The sequence below is a fragment of the Gordonia sp. LMA484 genome (assembly GCF_058129505.1).
Genome location: NZ_CM176700.1, coordinates 3,045,818 through 3,063,988, shown reverse-complemented (window position 1 = coordinate 3,063,988; position 18,171 = coordinate 3,045,818). Strand labels below are relative to the sequence as shown.

Below are 18,171 nucleotides of genomic sequence, written 5' to 3'. Positions count from 1 at the left end.
ACTGCTGTTCCAATCCTGTTCCTTCTCAAACGAATCGAGATACTCCCTGCCGGGAGGCCCGTCATGACCCACCGTAAGTTGACCGTTCTCATCGGTGCGCTGGCCGCGCTCGCTGCCGCGCTGTTCGCCTCCCAGGCCGGTGGCGTGCTCGCCGCATGGCAATCAGCAGTCTGGGGCGGTACACAATTCGGACGCGGCGAGTACACCGAGGGCTACACCCGAGCGGTCGCCGCGCACGGATCCATCAACGGCCGTGCCGTCTCTGCGGCTTACGCCGAGCACACCCACGAGAACCCGGGCAGCACCATCACCGGCTGGCAAGACGACTCGACAACCGCGGTCATCGGCATCAACAGCCTGAAGGTATCCGGCAACGTGACCGCCAGTCACGACCCGACAGGATCTGCGGATAACACGATCGCCAAGGCGGAGATCAAAGATCTTGCTCTGAAACTGACCAACCTGTCGTTGGGTCCACGGGTGAAAACCACCGGTACGCTGATGACAAGTGCATGGTGCCCGCTCGACGGGAGCCGTCCGTTGGCCATCGCGGCTCGCGGTGGCACCGTGGAGGTCGCGGACCACACCATCGCGATCCCGTCCGCGAACTCGTCGACGCCGATCGACCTGAACTTCCTCGACCCGATGCTCGGGCAGCGCCGCGTGCGCGGCGAACTGATCACCACGGTGACCACCACATCGCAATCGGCCGGCTCCGCACTACGCCTGGTCGCCACCGAAACAGACATTCTCGGTTTCGAGAAGTGGACGATGGACATCGAACTCGTCCGCGCCGAATGCGGTATCGACGTGCCCATGCCCGCCTTCGGCTCCGCGGTCACCTCCGCTCCGTCGAGTCTGAGTGACGAGCCGGACGCCGAGGAGCCCGACGAGTTCACGATCGAGGCACTCGATGACGAGGACTCTTCGGAAGGTGACGTCGAGGAGGCCGATACCCGGGAAACCGATCCCGAAGCAGCTGACTCCGAGGGAGCCGTCGTCGAACCCGACATCGCGGATGAGAAACTCTCAGACGCTCAGGCAGCCGAAGCGGAAGCGAAGGCGCCGGGTCCGCAGGCGCCTGTCGACGTCGCACTGAACGTGCCGTTCGACGTGATCGCCACCGACGGAACCAAACTCGGCAGAGCGACCATTCACGAGGTCGATGCGAGCACGCCGGCACCGGGTGATCCGGTTACCGTGGCTGTGCGGATGACGGTGGACACCACCGACCATGATGGCGAGAGCCGGTTGTCGACTCTGGCCGCCGACAGCTTCCGTCAACTCGTCGGCGGGACTCCGAGTCCGGTCCAAACGGTGGCGACCACCCGCGGGCCTGTCCTGCCGGCCAGCGTGCAACCCGGGACCTCGAGTACCGGCTGGGTCACGTTCACCACCCAGCCCGATACGGGCTCTGCCGCTTGGCAGCCCGCGGGCACCTCGGGGTTCACCTTCGCGCTGCCCGCCCCGACAACACCCAATCCGCCGCCGGTGACCAACCCGGAGACGCCACAGGTGCCCGATCAGCCGGGCGACCCGGACGGCCCGGACCCCGGCACTCCCGACCCGGAACCCGACGAGCCGGACGTCGAGGAGCCGGAGGCGGACACAGAAACCGAAACGGAGACCGATACGAAACCGTCGACGTCATAGCAGCCCGATCACAACCGGAGGGGCGGCGAGCACACCTGCTCGCCGCCCTCTTGTTCAACTCCGAAAACGACTCCGTTTTGATTCATTCATTCGGGTTCATTTCTGCAGTCCGAAATCGCCGGGATTTTTCCCTGAAATCGCGCGAGAAGGAATCCTGCTCTGAACACAATGAACGTAAATCGTAGTTGGGTCTTTGGTCCCTAACTATTCTCTGCGGGGAGATGCACGATTAATGAGTAAGAAGATGAAATACTGACCAATCCACGAGAAAGAGAAAGTTGAAATGAGCACGAACAACGATCCGACCACCACTGCCGCGGCCCAGCGCGCCACCAAGCGGCGCCGGCGCAAGGCACTCCTCGCGTCGGGCGCGGTGCTCGGTGTCGGTGCCGTGATCACTCTGGCGGCGTGGAACGACTCGGTGTGGGGCAATTCGATGTTCGGCACCGGCGACAACTCGTGGAACGTGGAGGCCTCGTTCGACGGGGGCACCACCTGGGACGACTTCGTCGAGCAGGGCGACGCCGGCTCCATGCAGTTCAATCTCGATCAGGTCGATCCCGGAAACCTGATGCCCGGTGACAAGGTGTCCGCTGTGGTCGGTCTGAAGGAGACCGATGGCAACATGGATTCCGAGATCACCGTGAAGGCTCCCGTGGTCAGCCCGCTGCCGAACACTCTGGCCGACAACCTGTTTGTCGAGATCGAGGATCTGGGCAGCCAGAAGGGTGGCGCCGGAACCATCATCCTGCTCGACTCCGCGTTGTCATCCGGCAATCATTCCAATACCGTCACGCTTCCCGCGGGCACCACGAAGTACTTGAAGTTCACCGTGGAGTTGCCCGACGGCACTCAGCCCTCGAAGCTGGCCAAGGAGGTCAACGCATCCTGGGAGATCGATGCCCTCAGCGTCGACAACCAGACTCCGTAATCGGCTCTGGACCGCGACATCACTCGGGGCGCGCACCGCGAAGACGGTGCGCGCCCCGACTGCACACCTGACCCTGGAAGCACTGAGAAGATCGGCGCCGGTATTCTTCCGTCGGTTTCGTGTTCGTCCGTGCGAAATAGCGCGCGAACGAATAGGGAACCGACGGAGGAAAGCCGGCGGGCGCGATGGCTCCTGCCGAAAAGCGGGTCAGACCAGCCAGGCGGCCGAATTCGGCGCCAGCTGCCCGTCGATGAGCGGATAGCTGCTCAGCAGGACCTCGCCGGGCGGCAGCGGGACCGGCACATCACTGGTGTTCAGGGCGCAGGTGAGGTGTCCCTCGGACCGCCGAAACGCCAGGCAGCCCTCCGGAGCGCCATACCATTCGACCGTGTCGCCCGCGAATTCTTCACGCTCGTATCGCATCTCGAGCGCCTGACGGTACAGCGACAAGGTCGAACCGACGTCCTCGAGCTGTGCCTCCACGGTGAACCGCGTCCAGGAATCGGGAATCGGCAGCCAGGTGTCCGGGGCGGTGCTGAACCCGAATGGCGGCTCGAATCCCTCCCACGGCAAGGGAACCCGGCATGCGTCGCGTCCGCGCTCGGCGTGGCCGGACCGCTCCCAGACCGGGTCCTGCAGCGCCTCGTCGGGCAGGTCGGCGTTCGGCAACCCCAATTCCGCGCCGTTGTAGATGAAGACCGTGCCCGGCAGCGCAAGTTCGACGAGGAGCATTGCCCGCGCCCGCAAGATCCCCAGATCGACGTCGACAACGTCTTCGGACAATTGCCCGTATCGGGTGACCTCGCGGTCGACATCATGGTTCGACAATGTCCATGTGGGTGTGCCGTTCACAGACAGGACGGCTTCCAGTGAGTTCTCGATGGCGCCGCGGATCGACTCAGGGTCGAACGACGCCTTCGCCAACCGGAAGTTGAAGCCGAGGTGCAACTCGTCGGGCCGCAGGTACTCGGCGAATCGCTCGTTGTCGTCGACCCAGATCTCGCCGACGTTCGCGGCGCCGGGATATTCGTCGAGGACCTTGCGGATCTTGCGATGGATGTCGTGCACCGCGTAGTTGTTGAACCGCGGGTCATCGTCCTTGTTCTCCAGCAGGCCGACCGTCTCGAGGTCCATGTCGGGCAGATCCGTGGGCTTGGCCATCCCGTGGGCGACGTCGATCCGGAACCCGTCCACGCCGCGGTCGAGCCAGAATCGGAGAGTCTTCTCGAGATCTTCGAAGACCTCGGGGTTCTCCCAGTTCAGATCGGGCTGCTCGGCAGCGAAGATGTGCAGGTACCACTGGCCCGGAGTCCCGTCCGCGGTCGGGACCCGCGTCCACGCGGGCCCGCCGAACACGCTCTGCCAATTGTTGGGCGGCGCGTCGCCGTTCTCCCCGAGGCCGTCGCGGAAGATGTAGCGGGCACGCTCCGGGCTGCCGGGCTCGGCGGCCAGTGCCTCGACGAACCAGGCGTGCTGGTCGCTGGTGTGGTTGGGGACCAGGTCCATCGTGACCCGGATGTCGCGGTCGTGCGCGTCGGCGATCAGTTGGTCGAACAGTTCGATGTCGCCGAAGATCGGATCGATGTCCCGTGGATCAGAGACGTCGTAGCCGTGATCGGCCATGGGGGAGCGCATGATCGGGCTCAACCAGATGGCATCCACACCGAGGAGTTCGAGATACCCGAGCTTGTCGATGACCCCGGCGAGGTCGCCGATGCCGTCGCCGTTCAGGTCGGAGAACGATCGCGGGTAGATCTGATAGAAGATCGCCGATTTCCACCAACTGGTGTCGTTGGGATCGAGCTGGGTGGCCGTGGATGCAGGCACAGGCGCTCCGACGGAATTGTCGGCAGTCTCCTCGGCCCCGTCGGACTCGGCCTGGTCGGACTCGGCCTCCTCGTCAGACTCGGCCCCGTCGGCTACATGCTCGTCGGCTACAACCTCGTCGGCCGATGACTCGTCTGCCTCGCCTGCCTGCTCGTCTGTTGCCTCTTCGTCTGTTGCCTCTTCGACTGCTTCGTCGGCTACTGCTTCGTCGACTGGGGCTTCGTCGGCCGGGGCTTCCTCGACTGGGGCTTCATCGCGGTCGCCGTCCTCGTCGCCACCGTCTGCCGACTCGTCGGTCGCCGCGAGCGCGCTGTCGCCATCGCCCTCGGTACCGGTCGGCGAACCTGCTGCATCGTCGTCAGCGGTGTCATGTTCTTCGGCGGCGGAGTCGCTGACATCCACGGTGTCGCCGTCATCGAGATCGTCAGAACTGTCGACATCCTCGACATCGCCGTCCGTACCCGAAGCGCGGTCATCTGCCCCGACTTCTTCGTCCCCGACTTCTTCGTCCCCGACTTCTTCGTCGCCGATCTCATCGGCCGGCGCCTCGTCTGTGTCAGGAGTATCAGCAGAATCAGTCGTCTCAGCAGAATCGGTCGTCTCAGCAGCGCCTGACACCTCAGAGGTCTCACCGGCCTCGCTCGCACCGTTGTCCGTGGTCTCGCCCTCGGACGACGGAATGCTCTCGTTGTCGCCGGCATCGGCGGCCGATGCCTCGTGGGCGCCGTCGGGATCCGGCTCGGCGGGGACAACGTTCGATGTCTCGTCGCTCACCGTCGTCATTGTGCCTTACCTGTGTTTTCGGTGAGAACTACAGGTCGGGTCGGCGCGTCGCGGCGACGCGGGTGGCGTGTCAGATGGGCGAGTTCATCATCGAGTTCGCGGCCATCTCCATGTAGTCGACAAGTGCCCGACGGTGTGGGTCGTCGAGGGTCTGCGCGTCGATCGACGCGATCGCGGTGTGCATACACCGCAGCCAGGCATCGCGCTCGATGGGGCCGATGCGGAACGGGTGGTGCCGCATGCGGAGCCGCGGATGACCTCGCTCGTCCGAATAGGTGCGGGGGCCGCCCCAATACTGTTCGAGGAACATCCGGAGTCGTCGCTCGGCCGGGCCGAGATCTTCCTCCGGGTAGAGGGGGCGGAGGACCTCGTCGGCGGCGACCTCTTCGTAGAACCGGGCGGTGAGCTTGTGAAACGTATCCGCCCCGCCGACCTCGTCGTAGAAGGTGCGCTGCGTCGCGGGAACGCTTGATGAGATGCCGCCGGGGATGTCTGTGCTCACGCCCCCATTGTCCTGACGAGCGCGGTGGTCCTCAACACCGTGGCGCCGGTGACACGACCGTCATCGGGTGTTCACGTTGCCGACCTGCGTTGACACGCAGAATTGTCGTGCAATCGTTGGTGTTCCATGGTCAACTTGACCTCGTCGGTTGCAGGCGGGAGACGCGTATGACGAGTAGGGGCGCAGGGAAGGCGGCATCGGCCGACGGTGCCCGTCAGCGTGTCCACGCGCTGACCACCGTTCCTGGGGGCCGCGCGGGCCCCCACTCGGACACCGTGAGCACGCTGGGTCCGGCCCACTCGGGATCGCTCTGGGGACGCAGACGGGTGCTCCTGCTCAACGCCACATACGAACCACTGACCGCGGTCTCGTTGCGGCGTGCGATCGTGCTCGTGCTGCGCGAGCGGGCCGATGTGGTCCATGCCGACGACACCGGCCTGGCCGTTCATTCCGCCGACCTCTCCGTGCCGATTCCGTCGGTGATCCGGTTGCGAAACTTCGTGAAGGTTCCCTACCGCGCCGTGATCCCGATGACGCGCGCCGCCCTGATGCACCGGGACCGTTTCCGCTGCGGGTATTGCGCGGGCAAGGCGACGACGATCGACCATGTGGTGCCACGGAGCCGCGGAGGGTCGCACACATGGGAGAACTGCGTCGCATGCTGTGCGAGCTGCAACCACCGCAAGGCCGACCATCTGCTCAGCGAATTGGGCTGGACCCTGCGCATCAACCCGACGCCGCCGAAGGGGCGCCACTGGCGACTACTGGCCACCGTCAAGGAGATCGATCCGGTGTGGTCGCAGTACATCGGCGAGGGTGCGGCCTGAGGAATTCGGTTGCCCGACCGGTCTACGACGCACCGTAGGGGTCGCTGCTCCCGGTCCGCAATCGTGGGCTAGATTGATCACACGACCTGCACCGCGACCGCGGGCGGGCCCAGCACCGACCGATCGAAAGGGTGACATGGAAGACCTGATCGTCCCCATCGGAGTGCCTGTCACGATCATCTGCATCATCGCCGTCGTGGCATGCGTCGTCGCAATGGCGTTCTCGTTCGGACTCAAGTATCCGAAGGTGCAGAACTACACCCTCGATCAGCAGTGGGAGCACAAGCCGCTGCTGTTCAGTGCCACCGACATCGAACCGATGGCGTTGGCGCATCATGCGGAAGCGACCGACGTGGATGGAGGCTCGGCAAGTGGCAAGTGGTGAGGTGGTTCCAGGGCAGCACGGCGACGTCGCCGTCACGTCGGCGGCATCGAGTGCGCTCCCGGTCGGGACGGTTGTCACCAACAGCGGACGAGTCTCGGCGACCCGGTTCCCGGGGCAGGCGCCGACGACCCCGCCCTTCACTCGCGAGGAACTCATCGGCCTCGACAACGCACTGAAGGACGCGAGCGAGAAAGCGTATGTGCGCTTCTCGGTGTACATCGGCGAACTCGGGTCGGACGCGATGGCCGACGCCCGCGCGATCCTGTTGCGCGCACCGGAGCCGGCTCACGGCGCTCTGATCGCGGTGTCCCCGAACACACACGACGTTGTCGTGGTGTCGGGCGTCAAGGTCGCCGACCGGGTGAACGACCGGGTGGCACAACTCGGTGTGACGGCCGCGGTGACCAGCTTCCGTCAGGGCGATCTCATCGATGGTCTCATCGCCGCGCTGCGGGTCATGTCGACTGCGGCCGCTGCTTCCTGACCGACCAGTCATACGTCCGACGCCGGCTGCTACCCGTGGGTAGCAGCCGGCGTCGTCTTTTCGATGGCCGACTCATTGTGCGGCGAGCACCGGTTCCTCTCGGCGGGTCTCGCCGGGCAGACGACCGACAGGATCGTCGTCCACCATGTCCGATTCGTTGAACGGGGCCCGGCCGGCGAGTACGTTGTCGACGCGGTCGCGGTCCACGGTGCCGGTCCACGAGCCGACGAGCAGGGTGGCCACCGCGTTTCCGGAGAAGTTGGTGACCGCGCGGGCCTCGGACATGAACCTGTCGATCCCGACGATCAGACCGACGCCGTCGAGCATCTCCGGGCGGTGAGCCTGCAAACCACCGGCCAGCGTGGCCAGACCTGCACCGCTGACACCGGCAGCTCCCTTGGACGCGATGATCATGAATGCGAGCAGGCCGATCTGCTCACCGATCGACAGCGGGTCACCCATCGCGTCGGCGATGAAGATCGACGCCATCGTCAGGTAGATAGCGGTGCCGTCGAGGTTGAAGGAGTATCCGGTCGGGACGACCACGCCGACGGTCGTCTTCTCGACGCCGAGATGCTCCATCTTCGCGATCAGTCGTGGCAGCGCCGACTCCGACGACGATGTCGCGAAGATCAGCAGGTACTCGCGAGCGAGGTAGCGGACGAGACGGAAGATCGACACCCCGGCCACCGCGCGCAGCAGTGTGCCCAGCACCCCGAACACGAACACCACGCAGGTCAGATAGAACGCCAGCATCAGGATCAGGAGCTGCTGGACGGCGGCCCATCCGGTTTGGCCGACGACGTTCGCGATCGCGCCGAATGCGCCGATGGGTGCCACCCACAGGATCATCGACAGCACCTTGAAGACGAGTTTCTGGAAATACGAGACCGCTGTGAGGACCGGCTCTCCGGTGCGGCCCATGGCCTGGATGGCGAAGCCCACCAGGAGCGCCACGAACAGGGCCTGCAGGACGTTGCCCTCGGTGAGCGCCGACAACATCGAGGTCGGGATGATGCCCTCGACGAATGCCATCGTTCCACCGGATTCATGGGCCTTCTCGGCGAGTTCCGCACCCTTGCCGAGCGTCGCATCGATGTTCAGGCCTTCGCCGGGCTTGATCACGTTGCCGACCACGAGGCCGATCGCGAGAGCGATGGTCGACATCGCGAGGAAGTACACGAAGGCGAGCCCGCCGACCTTGCCGACCGTGGCCGCTTTGCGAACGGATCCGATGCCCAGCACGATCGTGCAGAAGATGACCGGCGCGATCATCATCTTGATCAAGCTGACGAACATGGTGCCGAGCACGCCCAGGTCCTTGCCGATCCCGGGTGCGACCAGGCCGACCACGACTCCGGCGACGACGGCGACGATGACGGCGATGTAGAGCCAATGGGTGCGGTCGCGCTTCTTCGGGGTGGCCGCAACGTCGCCGGTGGGCACCGCCGGGTCGGCAGGCTGTGCCCTGCGTGGTCTCATGTTCATGAAAAGCCCTCTCCTCATCGAGTCGCTTGGACCAGTGGACACCGGTCGGTGTAAGGATTGTGGGACGAACCGGTGATGCGGATCACGTTTGAGTTCGTTTCGTTCACCACTAGTCGAGAAGTGAGGGTCAGATGCCCAGCGTGAGGCCTCGAACCCTGGCCGGCGAGGCTGTCGCGTGGCTGCTGGTCCTGGTCGTGGTGATCGTCATGTCTGGAAGCGTGCTCGCCGTGGTGGACGCACGGCTGGACGCCGAGCGCACCGCTCGACGGCAGGTCACGGCGGTCGCGGTGACTGTGGCCGATGCGCCCTCGACAGCGGCGGCGTTGATGTCCGACAACCCGACATCGGTGCTGCAGCCGATGACCGAACAGGTGCGTCGGGCCGCGGGAGTCGCGTTCATCACGATCATGGCTCCCGACCGCACCCGTTACACCCACACAAATCCGGCGCTCATCGGCAGGGACTACATCGGATCAGTCCGACAGGCCCGCAGCGGCTCGGTGTACACGGAGACCTACACCGGCACGCTCGGTCCCTCCATCCGCACCATCGCACCGGTACGTGCACCCGACGGACGGATCGTCGGACTCGTCGCGGCAGGCATCACCCTTGACACACTGACCCAGAGTTGGGTGGAACAGCTCCCGCTGATCATCGGGATCGCACTCGCCGCGCTGATCACCGCGGGGGTGGGCTTGTGGTTCATCAGACGCCGTCTGCTGCGGCAGACCGGAGGCCTGGCACCCGAGGATCTCCGACTGATGTACGAACACCACGACGCGGTGCTGCACGCAGTCCGCGAGGGTCTGGTCGTCACCGAGAAGGGCCAGGCGGTGCTGGTCAACGACGAGGCGCGGCGCCTGCTCGTCGATGCGGCCGACGCCGTGGATACCGTCGACCTGCCGGCGTTCCTCACCTCGGGTGAGGAACCATTGGTCGACGTGGCCTACGCCCAAGGTGGTCGCATCCTGATGGTGAGTCGATCGCCGGTCGAGGGGGATCGGTCCTCCGCGGTGGTGACGATTCGTGACCGGACCGAGTTGTCGGAGGCCGTCGGTGAGTTGGATTCGACCAGACGGTTCGCCGAGGCGTTGCGCTCACAGGCCCACGAGTCGGCGAACCGTCTGCACACCATCGTGTCGATGATCGAGATGGGCCGCAGCGACGAGGCGGCGCGGCTGGCGACGACCGAACTTCAACTGTCCCAACAGCTCATCGACCAGATGACCGAGTCCGTGCACGAACCGGCGCTGTCCGCCCTGCTGCTCGGAAAGTCGGCTCAGGCGTCGGAGCGCGGGATCTCCTTCACCCTCACCGAGGACTCGCATCTGGCCGAGGACGAGGTCACCCGGCTACTGCCGGTGGGTGAATTGCTCACGGTGGCGGGCAATTTGATCGACAACGCACTCGACGCCTGCGATCCGGAGGACCCGTGGGTCGAGGTGACTGTTGCGGGCTCGGCGACCGCGGTCCGGATCGTCGTCGCGGACAGCGGACCCGGCATGGATCCGGAGGAGTTCCGCCGGGCGAGAGAACGTGGTTACACCACGAAATCCGGTGGCGACGCCGCCGGGCGGGGGCTCGGTCTCGCGCTGGTCGCGCAGGTGATGGCCAAGCACGACGGCACATTCACAGCGGAGAACACCTACGGATCGGTCGTGACCGCGGCGATCGGGGAACCAGACATCGCCGAAGATGGCACGCCGCATGTCGGGCCGGAAGTCACGGCCCATGACCCAACGGCTGCGCCGGGGAAGGAGACCGATCGATGATCCGGGTGATGATTGTCGAAGATGATCCGGTGATCACCGAGGCACACCGCGAATTCCTGCACCGCATAGGTGGATTCGACATCATCGCGGCAGTGTCGACGGCGCAGGAAGCGCTTCGCAGCGCCAGGACCGCCGCCGGGTCGGGAACGCCGGTCGATCTGGTCCTGCTCGACCTCGGGCTCCCCGACGCCGACGGTGTCGACCTCGCGTCGGCACTCGGTGGATTGCGGCCGATCCCCGACATCATCGCGATCACCGCACGCCGCGACCTGGGAACGGTGCGTAATGCCATGTCACACGGGGTTCTGCTGTACCTGTTGAAGCCCTTCACCTTTGCCGCCTTCGCCGAGAAGATCCGCCAGTACGTCAGCTATCGGGACGCGTTGACGGCCGGCGAGGATGCCGTGAGCCAGCGCGAGGTGGATCACGCACTCGCCGAGCTCCGCACTGCAGATTCGCGACGGACCGCCAAGAAGGGTGCTGCCCCCGAGACCGAGGACGCCGTTGGTCGCGCCGTGCGCGACAGTGCCGGCGGGCTGACGGCATCGCAGGTCGCCGGCGCCATCGGCAGCTCCCGGGTGACGGCATGGCGATATCTGGAGCGACTTGCCGATGACGGCGCGGTTGATCGGATCACCGAATACGGGAAGGCGGGTCGGCCCCAGGTCCGGTATCGCTGGCGAGACCACTGACCTGGGGCCGAGCCGATCACTGCTGGGCGTCGAACTCCCGTGCCCGCAACGACCGCGCCACGGTGTCGCGGCCCTCCGAGATCAGTCGCTTCAGCGCCGGTGGATGATCACCGGCGAGGAATTCGTCTGCGGCCGCGAGCCCCTCGTCGTTGATCGCCCAATGCGGGTACAGGCCCACGACCACGGTTTGCGCAACCTCGCTCGAGCGGCGAGCCCAGATGTCGGGCACTGCCGCGAAGTACTTCGCCACATACTCGCCCAGCAGATCCGACTGGCCCGGTCGGGAGAATCCCTCGATCATCGTGCGGGTGTAGATGTTCGAGAGCGAGTCGTCCTCGGTGGCCTGCCGCCACGCCTCGGCCTTCGCCTCGGGAAGTGGTCGCGACGACCTGGCGGCGGCTGCCTGACGAGCGCCGGCCGCGGTGTTGTCACGGGCTGCCTCGGCGTCGATCACCGGGGTGCTCGCCGGATCGGTGTCGATCGCTCCCGCAGATGCCAACGCCCGCACCAGCTTCCAGCGCATGTCGGTGTCCACGACGAGACCGGCGAGTCCATGGGTGGCGGGATCGTCCTCGTCGAGCAATCCTTGGACCACCGACACCTGGTCGTCGTTGAGCTTGCCGGCGAGCAGGGTGTTCACGAATGCGAGCTGGTGATCCGAGCCGGGCTCGGATGCCCGGGCCAACTCGAGAAGTCGGGCGCTGAAGGCCGACCGGCCTGTCGAGCTCACCCAGTCCGGGTCGGCATAGGCCTCGATGGCGCTCGCCGCCTGCATCAGGACACGCTGCACCACACCGATCTCGGTCTCGCTCGCGATCCCTCGCTGCACGAGCTCGGCGAAGTCGCGGGCCGCCATCTCGGCCTGTCGGGTCATCTCCCACGCCGCCGACCACACCAGTGTGCGCGGCATGGAGTCGGTGATGTCGCCGACTCGAGAAGTGGCGGTGGACAAGGACTCCGGATCGAGGCGCACGGACGCGTACGTGAGATCGTCGTCGTTGAGCAGGATCAGCGCACCGCGCCCGACACCGACCAGTTCGGCAACCTCGGTCCGCTCACCTTCGACATCGAGTTCGGCGCTGTGCGTGCGCTGCAACGCTCCCGATCCGTCGTCGTCATAGATGCCGACGCGGAGGCGATGCACGCGCGTCTCACCGGCGCCGGGGGCGGCGCCGTCCTGGACGACGGTGAAGCGGGTGAACTTGCCGTCGGCATCGAGCTCGAAGTCGGGTCGCATCACGTTGATGCCGGTGGTCTTCAGCCACTGGCTACCCCAGTCCGACAGGTCCCGTCCCGATGACTTCTCCAGCGCCGCGAGAAGGTCGGAGAAGGACGCGTTACCGAACTTATGGGCTTCGAAGTAGTCGCGCAGGCCCGCCAGGAAGTCTTCGAGGCCGACGTAGGCGACCAGTTGCTTGAGTACCGAGGCGCCCTTCGCGTAGGTGATGCCGTCGAAGTTGACCTCGACCGCGGCGATGTCGGGGATGTCGGCCGCCACGGGGTGGGTCGAGGGCAGCTGGTCCTGCCGGTATGCCCACGACTTCTCGACGTTGGCGAAGGTGGTCCACGCACTGGTGTACTCGGTGGCCTCGGACTGGCACAGCACGGAGGCGAAGGTGGCGAAGGACTCGTTGAGCCACAGGTCATCCCACCACTGCATGGTGACCAGGTCGCCGAACCACATGTGTGCCATCTCGTGCAGTACGGTCTCGGCGCGACGCTCGTAGAGCGCCTTGGTGACTCGGGAGCGGAACACGTAGTCCTCGAGGAACGTGACGGCGCCGGCGTTCTCCATCGCGCCCGCGTTGAACTCCGGTACGAAGAGCTGGTCATACTTCCCGAAGGCGTAGGGGACCCCGAAGTTCTTGTGATAGAACTCGAATCCCTGTTTGGTCTCGGTGAACAACCGCTCGGCGTCCATGTGCTCGGCCAGAGATGCGCGGCAGTAGATGCCCAGCGGGATGTTCCCGTGATCGTCGGTGTAGAGGTCGGTCCACTCGGCGTACGGGCCGGCGATGAGTGCCACGAGGTAGGTGCTCATCAATGGCGTCTCACGGAATCGGTGAACTCCCGGCTCGGCCGCGACCGTGTTCACCACCGCGGCATTGGAGATCACCTTCCAATCCTCGGGCGCCGTCACGGTCAGCGTGTAGGTGGCCTTCAGATCGGGCTGGTCGAAGCATGCGAACATGCGTTTGGCGTCGGCGGTCTCGAACTGTGAGTACAGGTAGACGGAATCGTCGGTGGGGTCCACGAAGCGGTGCAGGCCCTCGCCGGTGTTCGAGTACGCGCAGTCGGCGACCACGGTCAACGTGTTCTCCGCCGCCAATCCGGTGAGGGGGAGACCCACGGATTCGTCGAAACCGGACACGTCGAGGTCGGTGCCGTTCAGGGTCGCCGAGATCAGCGTCGGTGCGACCAGATCGATGAACGTGTCAGCGCCGGCAGTGGCGGTGAACCTCACCGTCGTCACCGAACGGAACGTGCCGGCGCCCGGTGCCCCGTGGCCGTCGGTGAGGTCGAGTTCGATCGCGTAATTGCCGACGTCGACGGTTGCTGCGCGTTCCTTGGCTTGGTCGCGGGTCAGATTGGGAGCAGTCACGGTCGGTTCAGTCCGCCTTTCGAATCGTGGGTCACTGAGGACACGTCCTCGCCAGCTTAACGGGAATGACGGCGCGGGAATCTCGTTGTAGTTGAAGAACGAACGCGTGACAATCAGCCGAAAGGTCAGGTCGATGGCAGCAGAAGCGCAGGCAGGCGATCAGCAGCAACGGGATCGGGTCGATTTCTGGTACGACCCGTTGTGCCCTTGGTGCTGGATCACCTCCCGATGGATCCTCGAGGCCGAGCAGGTTCGTCAGATCGACGTGAACTTCCACCTGATGAGCCTTGCCGTGCTCAACGAGGGCAAGGACATTCCGGACGCCTACCGGGAGAAGCTCAAGGACGCATGGGGGCCGGTCCGAGTGATCGCGGCCGCGGTCGCCGAGCACGGTGACGAGATCCTCGCGCCCATCTACACCGCGATGGGGACCCGCATTCACAACAAGGGCATCACGGACCTGGGACAGGTCATCACCGAGTCACTGGCCGAGCTCGGACTCGACGCGACGCTGGCAGACGCCGCCAACTCCGAGGAGCGCGACGACTGGATCCGTGCCAGCCATCACGAGGGCATGGACAAGGTCGGCGACGACGTCGGCACGCCGACCATCCACGTCAACGGCGTCGCCTTCTTCGGGCCGGTGCTCTCGCGCATTCCGCGCGGTGAGACGGCGGGCACGGTGTGGGACGGAGCGGTTGCGCTCGCGTCCTACCCGCACTTCTTCGAGCTCAAGCGCACGCGCGATGAGGCGCCGGAGTTCGACTGAGCGGACACGTGCGTCCAGGCCGCGTCGCAGTGGCGCGGGCTGCTCAGAGCTTCGGCGGCATCTCCAGGCCGTTCGGTAGCGACCCCGGAGCAACTGCCGCCGGGTGCGGGGGAGGGGTGACGGCGACCACGTTGCCGCTGCCCACCCCTCGCACGATCGTGCGAGGACGGAACAGCATCGCGCCGGCGCGGGTGCGGTCCCGCAGTGCCGCCGCCCGCCAGGTCAGCACGGGATGGGAGGCGAGCGCGTTGACGGCCCACGTGAAGAAACCGTGCTCGTGGGTGGCGCGGTCGGCGAATTGATCGAAGTCGACGGCCGAGAGCATGTACTTGCCCGCCGACAGCACACCGATCACACCGGGGATCCCATTGGGTCGGGTGTAGTAGCCGTAGTTGTCGGCCGTGTACTCCTGCGCCCGTGAGAGTGCTGCGCCGATGAACGGGATGTTCATCCCGACGACGGTGGCCAGTTGTCGCCAATAGGAGACATGTCCGGCCGCGATATGGCCGACCTCGTGGCCGATCACGAACTCCAGTGCCGCGGGGTCGCGGGCGCGCCCCCCGACTTCGAACAGGTCCGAATAGACGACGACATAGCGGCGAAAACCATGCCCCGACGCGAAAGCGTTGACCATCCCGTTGCCGAGGATGACGTAGGCGTCCGGGACGTACTCGAGCCCGTACCGTGCGGCGGCCTCCACCACCATCCGGTATCCCTCGGCGAACTGGGTAGGTGTCATCTGCACGCCGTTCACCCTGGGACGCGCATAGGTCAGCCCTCGGATGAACAGCAGGATCAGCGGCGCGGCCAGCAGGGCGAGGAAGTAGTCGCTGAACTCGCCCAGGACCACCAGGAGGACGATCGCCAGGTACCCGAGCAGCGTGACCGCCACGACCAGTACGAGCATCGGGATCTCCCACGGGTGCAGACGTGGACGTACCGCGTACTGCGCGGGCGGCAGCCAGAACGCATCCGGCGGGGGCGCGTCGGACCGCGGCGGATGATGGTCGCCGGTGCCGGACAGGGCGTCGGCGACCCCGGGAACATTGGGTATCGGCGATTGAGCGTCCACACGACCAATCTATAGTGGCGCCATGCGTGTCTACCTCGGTGCCGACCATGCCGGATTCGAATTGAAGAACACCATCGCTGACCATGTGAAGGCCTCGGGCCACGAGGTCGTCGATTGCGGTGCGCATGTGTATGACGCGCTCGACGACTATCCCGCCTTCTGCATCGAAGCCGCCCGCCGGACCGTCGCCGACCCCGGAAGTCTGGGAATCGTCTTGGGTGGCAGTGGAAACGGCGAGCAGATCGCGGCCAACAAGGTGCCCGGTGCCCGGTGCGCACTCGCGTGGAGTGTCGAGACCGCGCAGTTGGCGCGTCAGCACAACAACGCGCAGCTCATCGGTATCGGCGGACGGATGCACACCCCCGAGGAGGCTCTGGCCATCGTGGATGCCTTCATCTCGACACCGTGGTCGGACGAAGCACGCCACCAGCGCCGTATCGACATCCTCGCCGAGTACGAGCGCACCGGCGAGGCGCCACCCGTCCCCGACAACTGACCCAGATCGACGTAGGGTCCGCGGTCGGTCATGCCCGAAGGTCACACCCTGCACCGGTTGGCGCGCCGGCAACAACGCGTGTTCGCGGGGCAGTCGGTGCACGTCACGAGTCCGCAAGGACGGTTCGCCGACGGCGCCGCCGCGGTCGACGGCATGGTGTTCGCGAAGGCCGAGGCCTGGGGCAAACACCTGATCCAACATTTCCGGAGTCCGGACAGCACGGGCCGGAGCGGTCGCCAGATGATCCACGTCCACCTCGGTCTCTATGGCGCCTTCAGCGAGTCGCCCTCGCCCATGGAGCAGCCGGTCGGGCAGGTCCGGCTCCGGATCGAGGGCCCGGACATCGGCACCGATCTGCGTGGGCCGACGGCATGCGAGTTGTACACGCCTGCCGACCTCGACGAACTCGTCGCGCGGCTGGGCCCCGACCCACTGCGCCCGGACGCGCAACCCACCCGCGCGTTCGCGGCGATCAGGCGTTCGCGCCGGCCCATCGGCGCACTGCTGATGGATCAACGGGTGATCGCCGGGATCGGCAACGTCTACCGCGCCGAGGTCCTGTTCCGCGCGCGAATAGATCCGTACCGGGAGGGTCGGTCGTTGCCCTCCGAGTCGGTCGAGGAGATCTGGGACGACTTGCGCGCACTCATGCGGGTCGGCGTCCGCCGGGGCCGCATCCACGTCGTCCGACCCGGAGATGACCACGGCGCGGCCTCCTATGCCCCGGATCGTCCCCGGACGTATGTCTACCGACGCGCGAGCGAACCGTGCCGCATCTGCGGGACCACTGTGCACATCGCCGACATGGAGGGGCGAAACCTGTACTGGTGTCCGGGATGTCAGCATTGACCCCGAAGTGACCGGGGTCACAGGTCGATCACAGGCAACACTCAGCCGGATGACCTGCAATTCACACACGGTCCGACCACCATGGGGACATGACCGAGAGTGCAGAGATCCGATCCGTCGACCATCCACGCGTCTCGTTGGTCGTCGTCGGCGGGACGGGGGAGTCATACCCGGGTGACCGGCGGACCGAGGTCACCGGGCTGCTACGCGCCGTCACCGTGCACTTGGACGAGCGCTTCGATTGCCGCTGGGTCGGATACCCCGCCAGCTATGGACCGGCACCGCGCATCGATGGGATGAGCTACCGCGAGAGTCTGGACATCGGCGTCGACGCCGTCCGGAATGCCCTGTCGCAGACGGCCGGTCCGGTGGCGTTGATCGGCTATTCGCAAGGTGCGGTGGTGATCCGAACGGCGTTGCATGAATTGCACGCCGTAGGCGACCCCGTGGTCGACCGAGTGCTCGCGGCAGGTTTCGTCGCCGATCCGCATCAGCCCCCGGGGGCCGTACCGGGCTGCACGGGCTGGGGCGTGGCCGGACCGGGCTGTGCTCTGCCGCCGGAGGTCGCGACCTGTTGGGTGGGTGCCCCGGAGGACATGATCTGCAATGCGACCGCTGATTCCTTCATCCGTGACGTCGCCGACCTCACCGCGGCGCTGGCGTTGGGGCGGCTGCGCGACTGGTGTGCGCAGCTGTGGAACATGCTGCGGAACAACAGGTTTCAGAATGCGCACCGAACCTCGCCCGGACCTGCCCAGATGTGGCGCGATTTCCGACGGTTGTCCACGGCGGTGCGAGAGGTCGTCGGCTACCTACCCGACCGCCTCACCTGGGGCGGTGTGGTGGTGCGCAATCGGCGGGGCGGACGTCACACCTCCTACAGTCGTGAGCCGTATCGCCGAACGTCGGCGACCGACCCCGACACGACCGGCTGTGAGGCCCTCGCACGATGGCTGCAGGTGCGAGCGACCTTCTCGCCGATCGGTTGTTCGGTGCTTGCCACGGATGCCGGGATCGCCGCCTGACACCGCGGATTCTG

General features: G+C 65.9%; 16 protein-coding genes. 11 read left to right on the top strand and 5 right to left on the bottom strand.

Annotated features, from left to right (window positions below; translation table 11 throughout):
* Window positions 1-63 precede the first annotated feature (63 nt).
* Window positions 64-1,653, top strand: coding sequence for a hypothetical protein (locus tag AC4AMJ_RS13500; protein ID WP_489918271.1), 1,590 nt, complete (start codon window positions 64-66; stop codon window positions 1,651-1,653).
* Between the two features lie 283 nt (window positions 1,654-1,936).
* Complete coding sequence (locus AC4AMJ_RS13495) at window positions 1,937-2,584, top strand: SipW-dependent-type signal peptide-containing protein (RefSeq protein WP_489894219.1); 648 nt, start codon at window positions 1,937-1,939, stop codon at window positions 2,582-2,584.
* Window positions 2,585-2,791: 207 nt separating this feature from the next.
* Here the strand turns inward: AC4AMJ_RS13495 and AC4AMJ_RS13490 are convergent, their stop codons facing one another.
* Window positions 2,792-4,411: a glycoside hydrolase family 13 protein gene (locus AC4AMJ_RS13490; protein ID WP_489918426.1), complete on the bottom strand. Its 1,620-nt coding sequence runs from the start codon at window positions 4,409-4,411 to the stop codon at window positions 2,792-2,794.
* Between the two features lie 853 nt (window positions 4,412-5,264).
* Entirely contained in the window at window positions 5,265-5,696 is a 432-nt protein-coding gene (locus AC4AMJ_RS13485) for a globin (protein WP_489894220.1), read from the bottom strand.
* 167 nt (window positions 5,697-5,863) lie between these two features.
* Here AC4AMJ_RS13485 and AC4AMJ_RS13480 point away from each other — a divergent pair, with 167 nt between their 5' ends.
* The 3 genes from AC4AMJ_RS13480 to AC4AMJ_RS13470 all read left to right on the top strand — a co-directional run bounded on the left by AC4AMJ_RS13480 (window position 5,864) and on the right by AC4AMJ_RS13470 (window position 7,392).
* Window positions 5,864-6,523, top strand: a complete 660-nt coding sequence (locus AC4AMJ_RS13480) for an HNH endonuclease (RefSeq protein WP_489894221.1) — start codon at window positions 5,864-5,866, stop codon at window positions 6,521-6,523.
* A gap of 136 nt (window positions 6,524-6,659) precedes the next feature.
* The gene (ctaJ, locus tag AC4AMJ_RS13475) at window positions 6,660-6,908 is read left to right on the top strand and encodes an aa3-type cytochrome oxidase subunit CtaJ (RefSeq protein WP_489894222.1); all 249 of its coding nucleotides are present in this window, start codon (window positions 6,660-6,662) and stop codon (window positions 6,906-6,908) included.
* Window positions 6,895-7,392 (top strand): DUF5130 family protein, encoded by a 498-nt coding sequence (locus AC4AMJ_RS13470; protein ID WP_489894223.1) that lies wholly within the window; start codon window positions 6,895-6,897, stop codon window positions 7,390-7,392. Before ctaJ ends, AC4AMJ_RS13470 begins: the two co-directional genes overlap by 14 nt.
* A gap of 72 nt (window positions 7,393-7,464) precedes the next feature.
* Here the strand turns inward: AC4AMJ_RS13470 and AC4AMJ_RS13465 are convergent, their stop codons facing one another.
* A complete protein-coding gene (locus AC4AMJ_RS13465) occupies window positions 7,465-8,880 on the bottom strand; it encodes a cation:dicarboxylate symporter family transporter (RefSeq protein WP_489918270.1) in 1,416 nt (471 codons plus the stop codon).
* Window positions 8,881-9,011: 131 nt separating this feature from the next.
* On the opposite strand from AC4AMJ_RS13465, the gene AC4AMJ_RS13460 reads away from it, so the two are divergent.
* Window positions 9,012-10,652: a sensor histidine kinase gene (locus AC4AMJ_RS13460; protein ID WP_489894225.1), complete on the top strand. Its 1,641-nt coding sequence runs from the start codon at window positions 9,012-9,014 to the stop codon at window positions 10,650-10,652.
* Entirely contained in the window at window positions 10,649-11,344 is a 696-nt protein-coding gene (locus AC4AMJ_RS13455) for a response regulator (RefSeq protein ID WP_489918269.1), read from the top strand. The genes AC4AMJ_RS13460 and AC4AMJ_RS13455 overlap by 4 nt, the downstream gene beginning before the upstream one ends.
* A 16-nt stretch (window positions 11,345-11,360) precedes the next feature.
* Here the strand turns inward: AC4AMJ_RS13455 and pepN are convergent, their stop codons facing one another.
* Complete coding sequence (gene pepN, locus AC4AMJ_RS13450) at window positions 11,361-13,946, bottom strand: aminopeptidase N (RefSeq protein ID WP_489918268.1); 2,586 nt, start codon at window positions 13,944-13,946, stop codon at window positions 11,361-11,363.
* 133 nt (window positions 13,947-14,079) lie between these two features.
* Here pepN and AC4AMJ_RS13445 point away from each other — a divergent pair, with 133 nt between their 5' ends.
* The gene (locus AC4AMJ_RS13445; RefSeq protein WP_489894228.1) at window positions 14,080-14,715 is read left to right on the top strand and encodes a mycothiol-dependent nitroreductase Rv2466c family protein; all 636 of its coding nucleotides are present in this window, start codon (window positions 14,080-14,082) and stop codon (window positions 14,713-14,715) included.
* Between the two features lie 43 nt (window positions 14,716-14,758).
* Here AC4AMJ_RS13445 and AC4AMJ_RS13440 read toward each other — a convergent pair whose 3' ends face one another.
* Window positions 14,759-15,787: a M48 family metallopeptidase gene (locus AC4AMJ_RS13440; RefSeq protein WP_489894230.1), complete on the bottom strand. Its 1,029-nt coding sequence runs from the start codon at window positions 15,785-15,787 to the stop codon at window positions 14,759-14,761.
* Between the two features lie 22 nt (window positions 15,788-15,809).
* On the opposite strand from AC4AMJ_RS13440, the gene AC4AMJ_RS13435 reads away from it, so the two are divergent.
* The 3 genes from AC4AMJ_RS13435 to AC4AMJ_RS13425 all read left to right on the top strand — a co-directional run bounded on the left by AC4AMJ_RS13435 (window position 15,810) and on the right by AC4AMJ_RS13425 (window position 18,157).
* Window positions 15,810-16,283, top strand: coding sequence for a ribose-5-phosphate isomerase (locus AC4AMJ_RS13435; RefSeq protein ID WP_489894231.1), 474 nt, complete (start codon window positions 15,810-15,812; stop codon window positions 16,281-16,283).
* A 30-nt stretch (window positions 16,284-16,313) separates the two neighbouring features.
* Complete coding sequence (locus tag AC4AMJ_RS13430; protein WP_489918267.1) at window positions 16,314-17,132, top strand: Fpg/Nei family DNA glycosylase; 819 nt, start codon at window positions 16,314-16,316, stop codon at window positions 17,130-17,132.
* Between the two features lie 89 nt (window positions 17,133-17,221).
* Window positions 17,222-18,157 carry a PE-PPE domain-containing protein gene (locus AC4AMJ_RS13425; protein ID WP_489894234.1) on the top strand — a complete coding sequence of 312 codons (936 nt, stop codon included), beginning with the start codon at window positions 17,222-17,224 and terminating at the stop codon, window positions 18,155-18,157.
* Window positions 18,158-18,171: the final 14 nt, after the last annotated feature.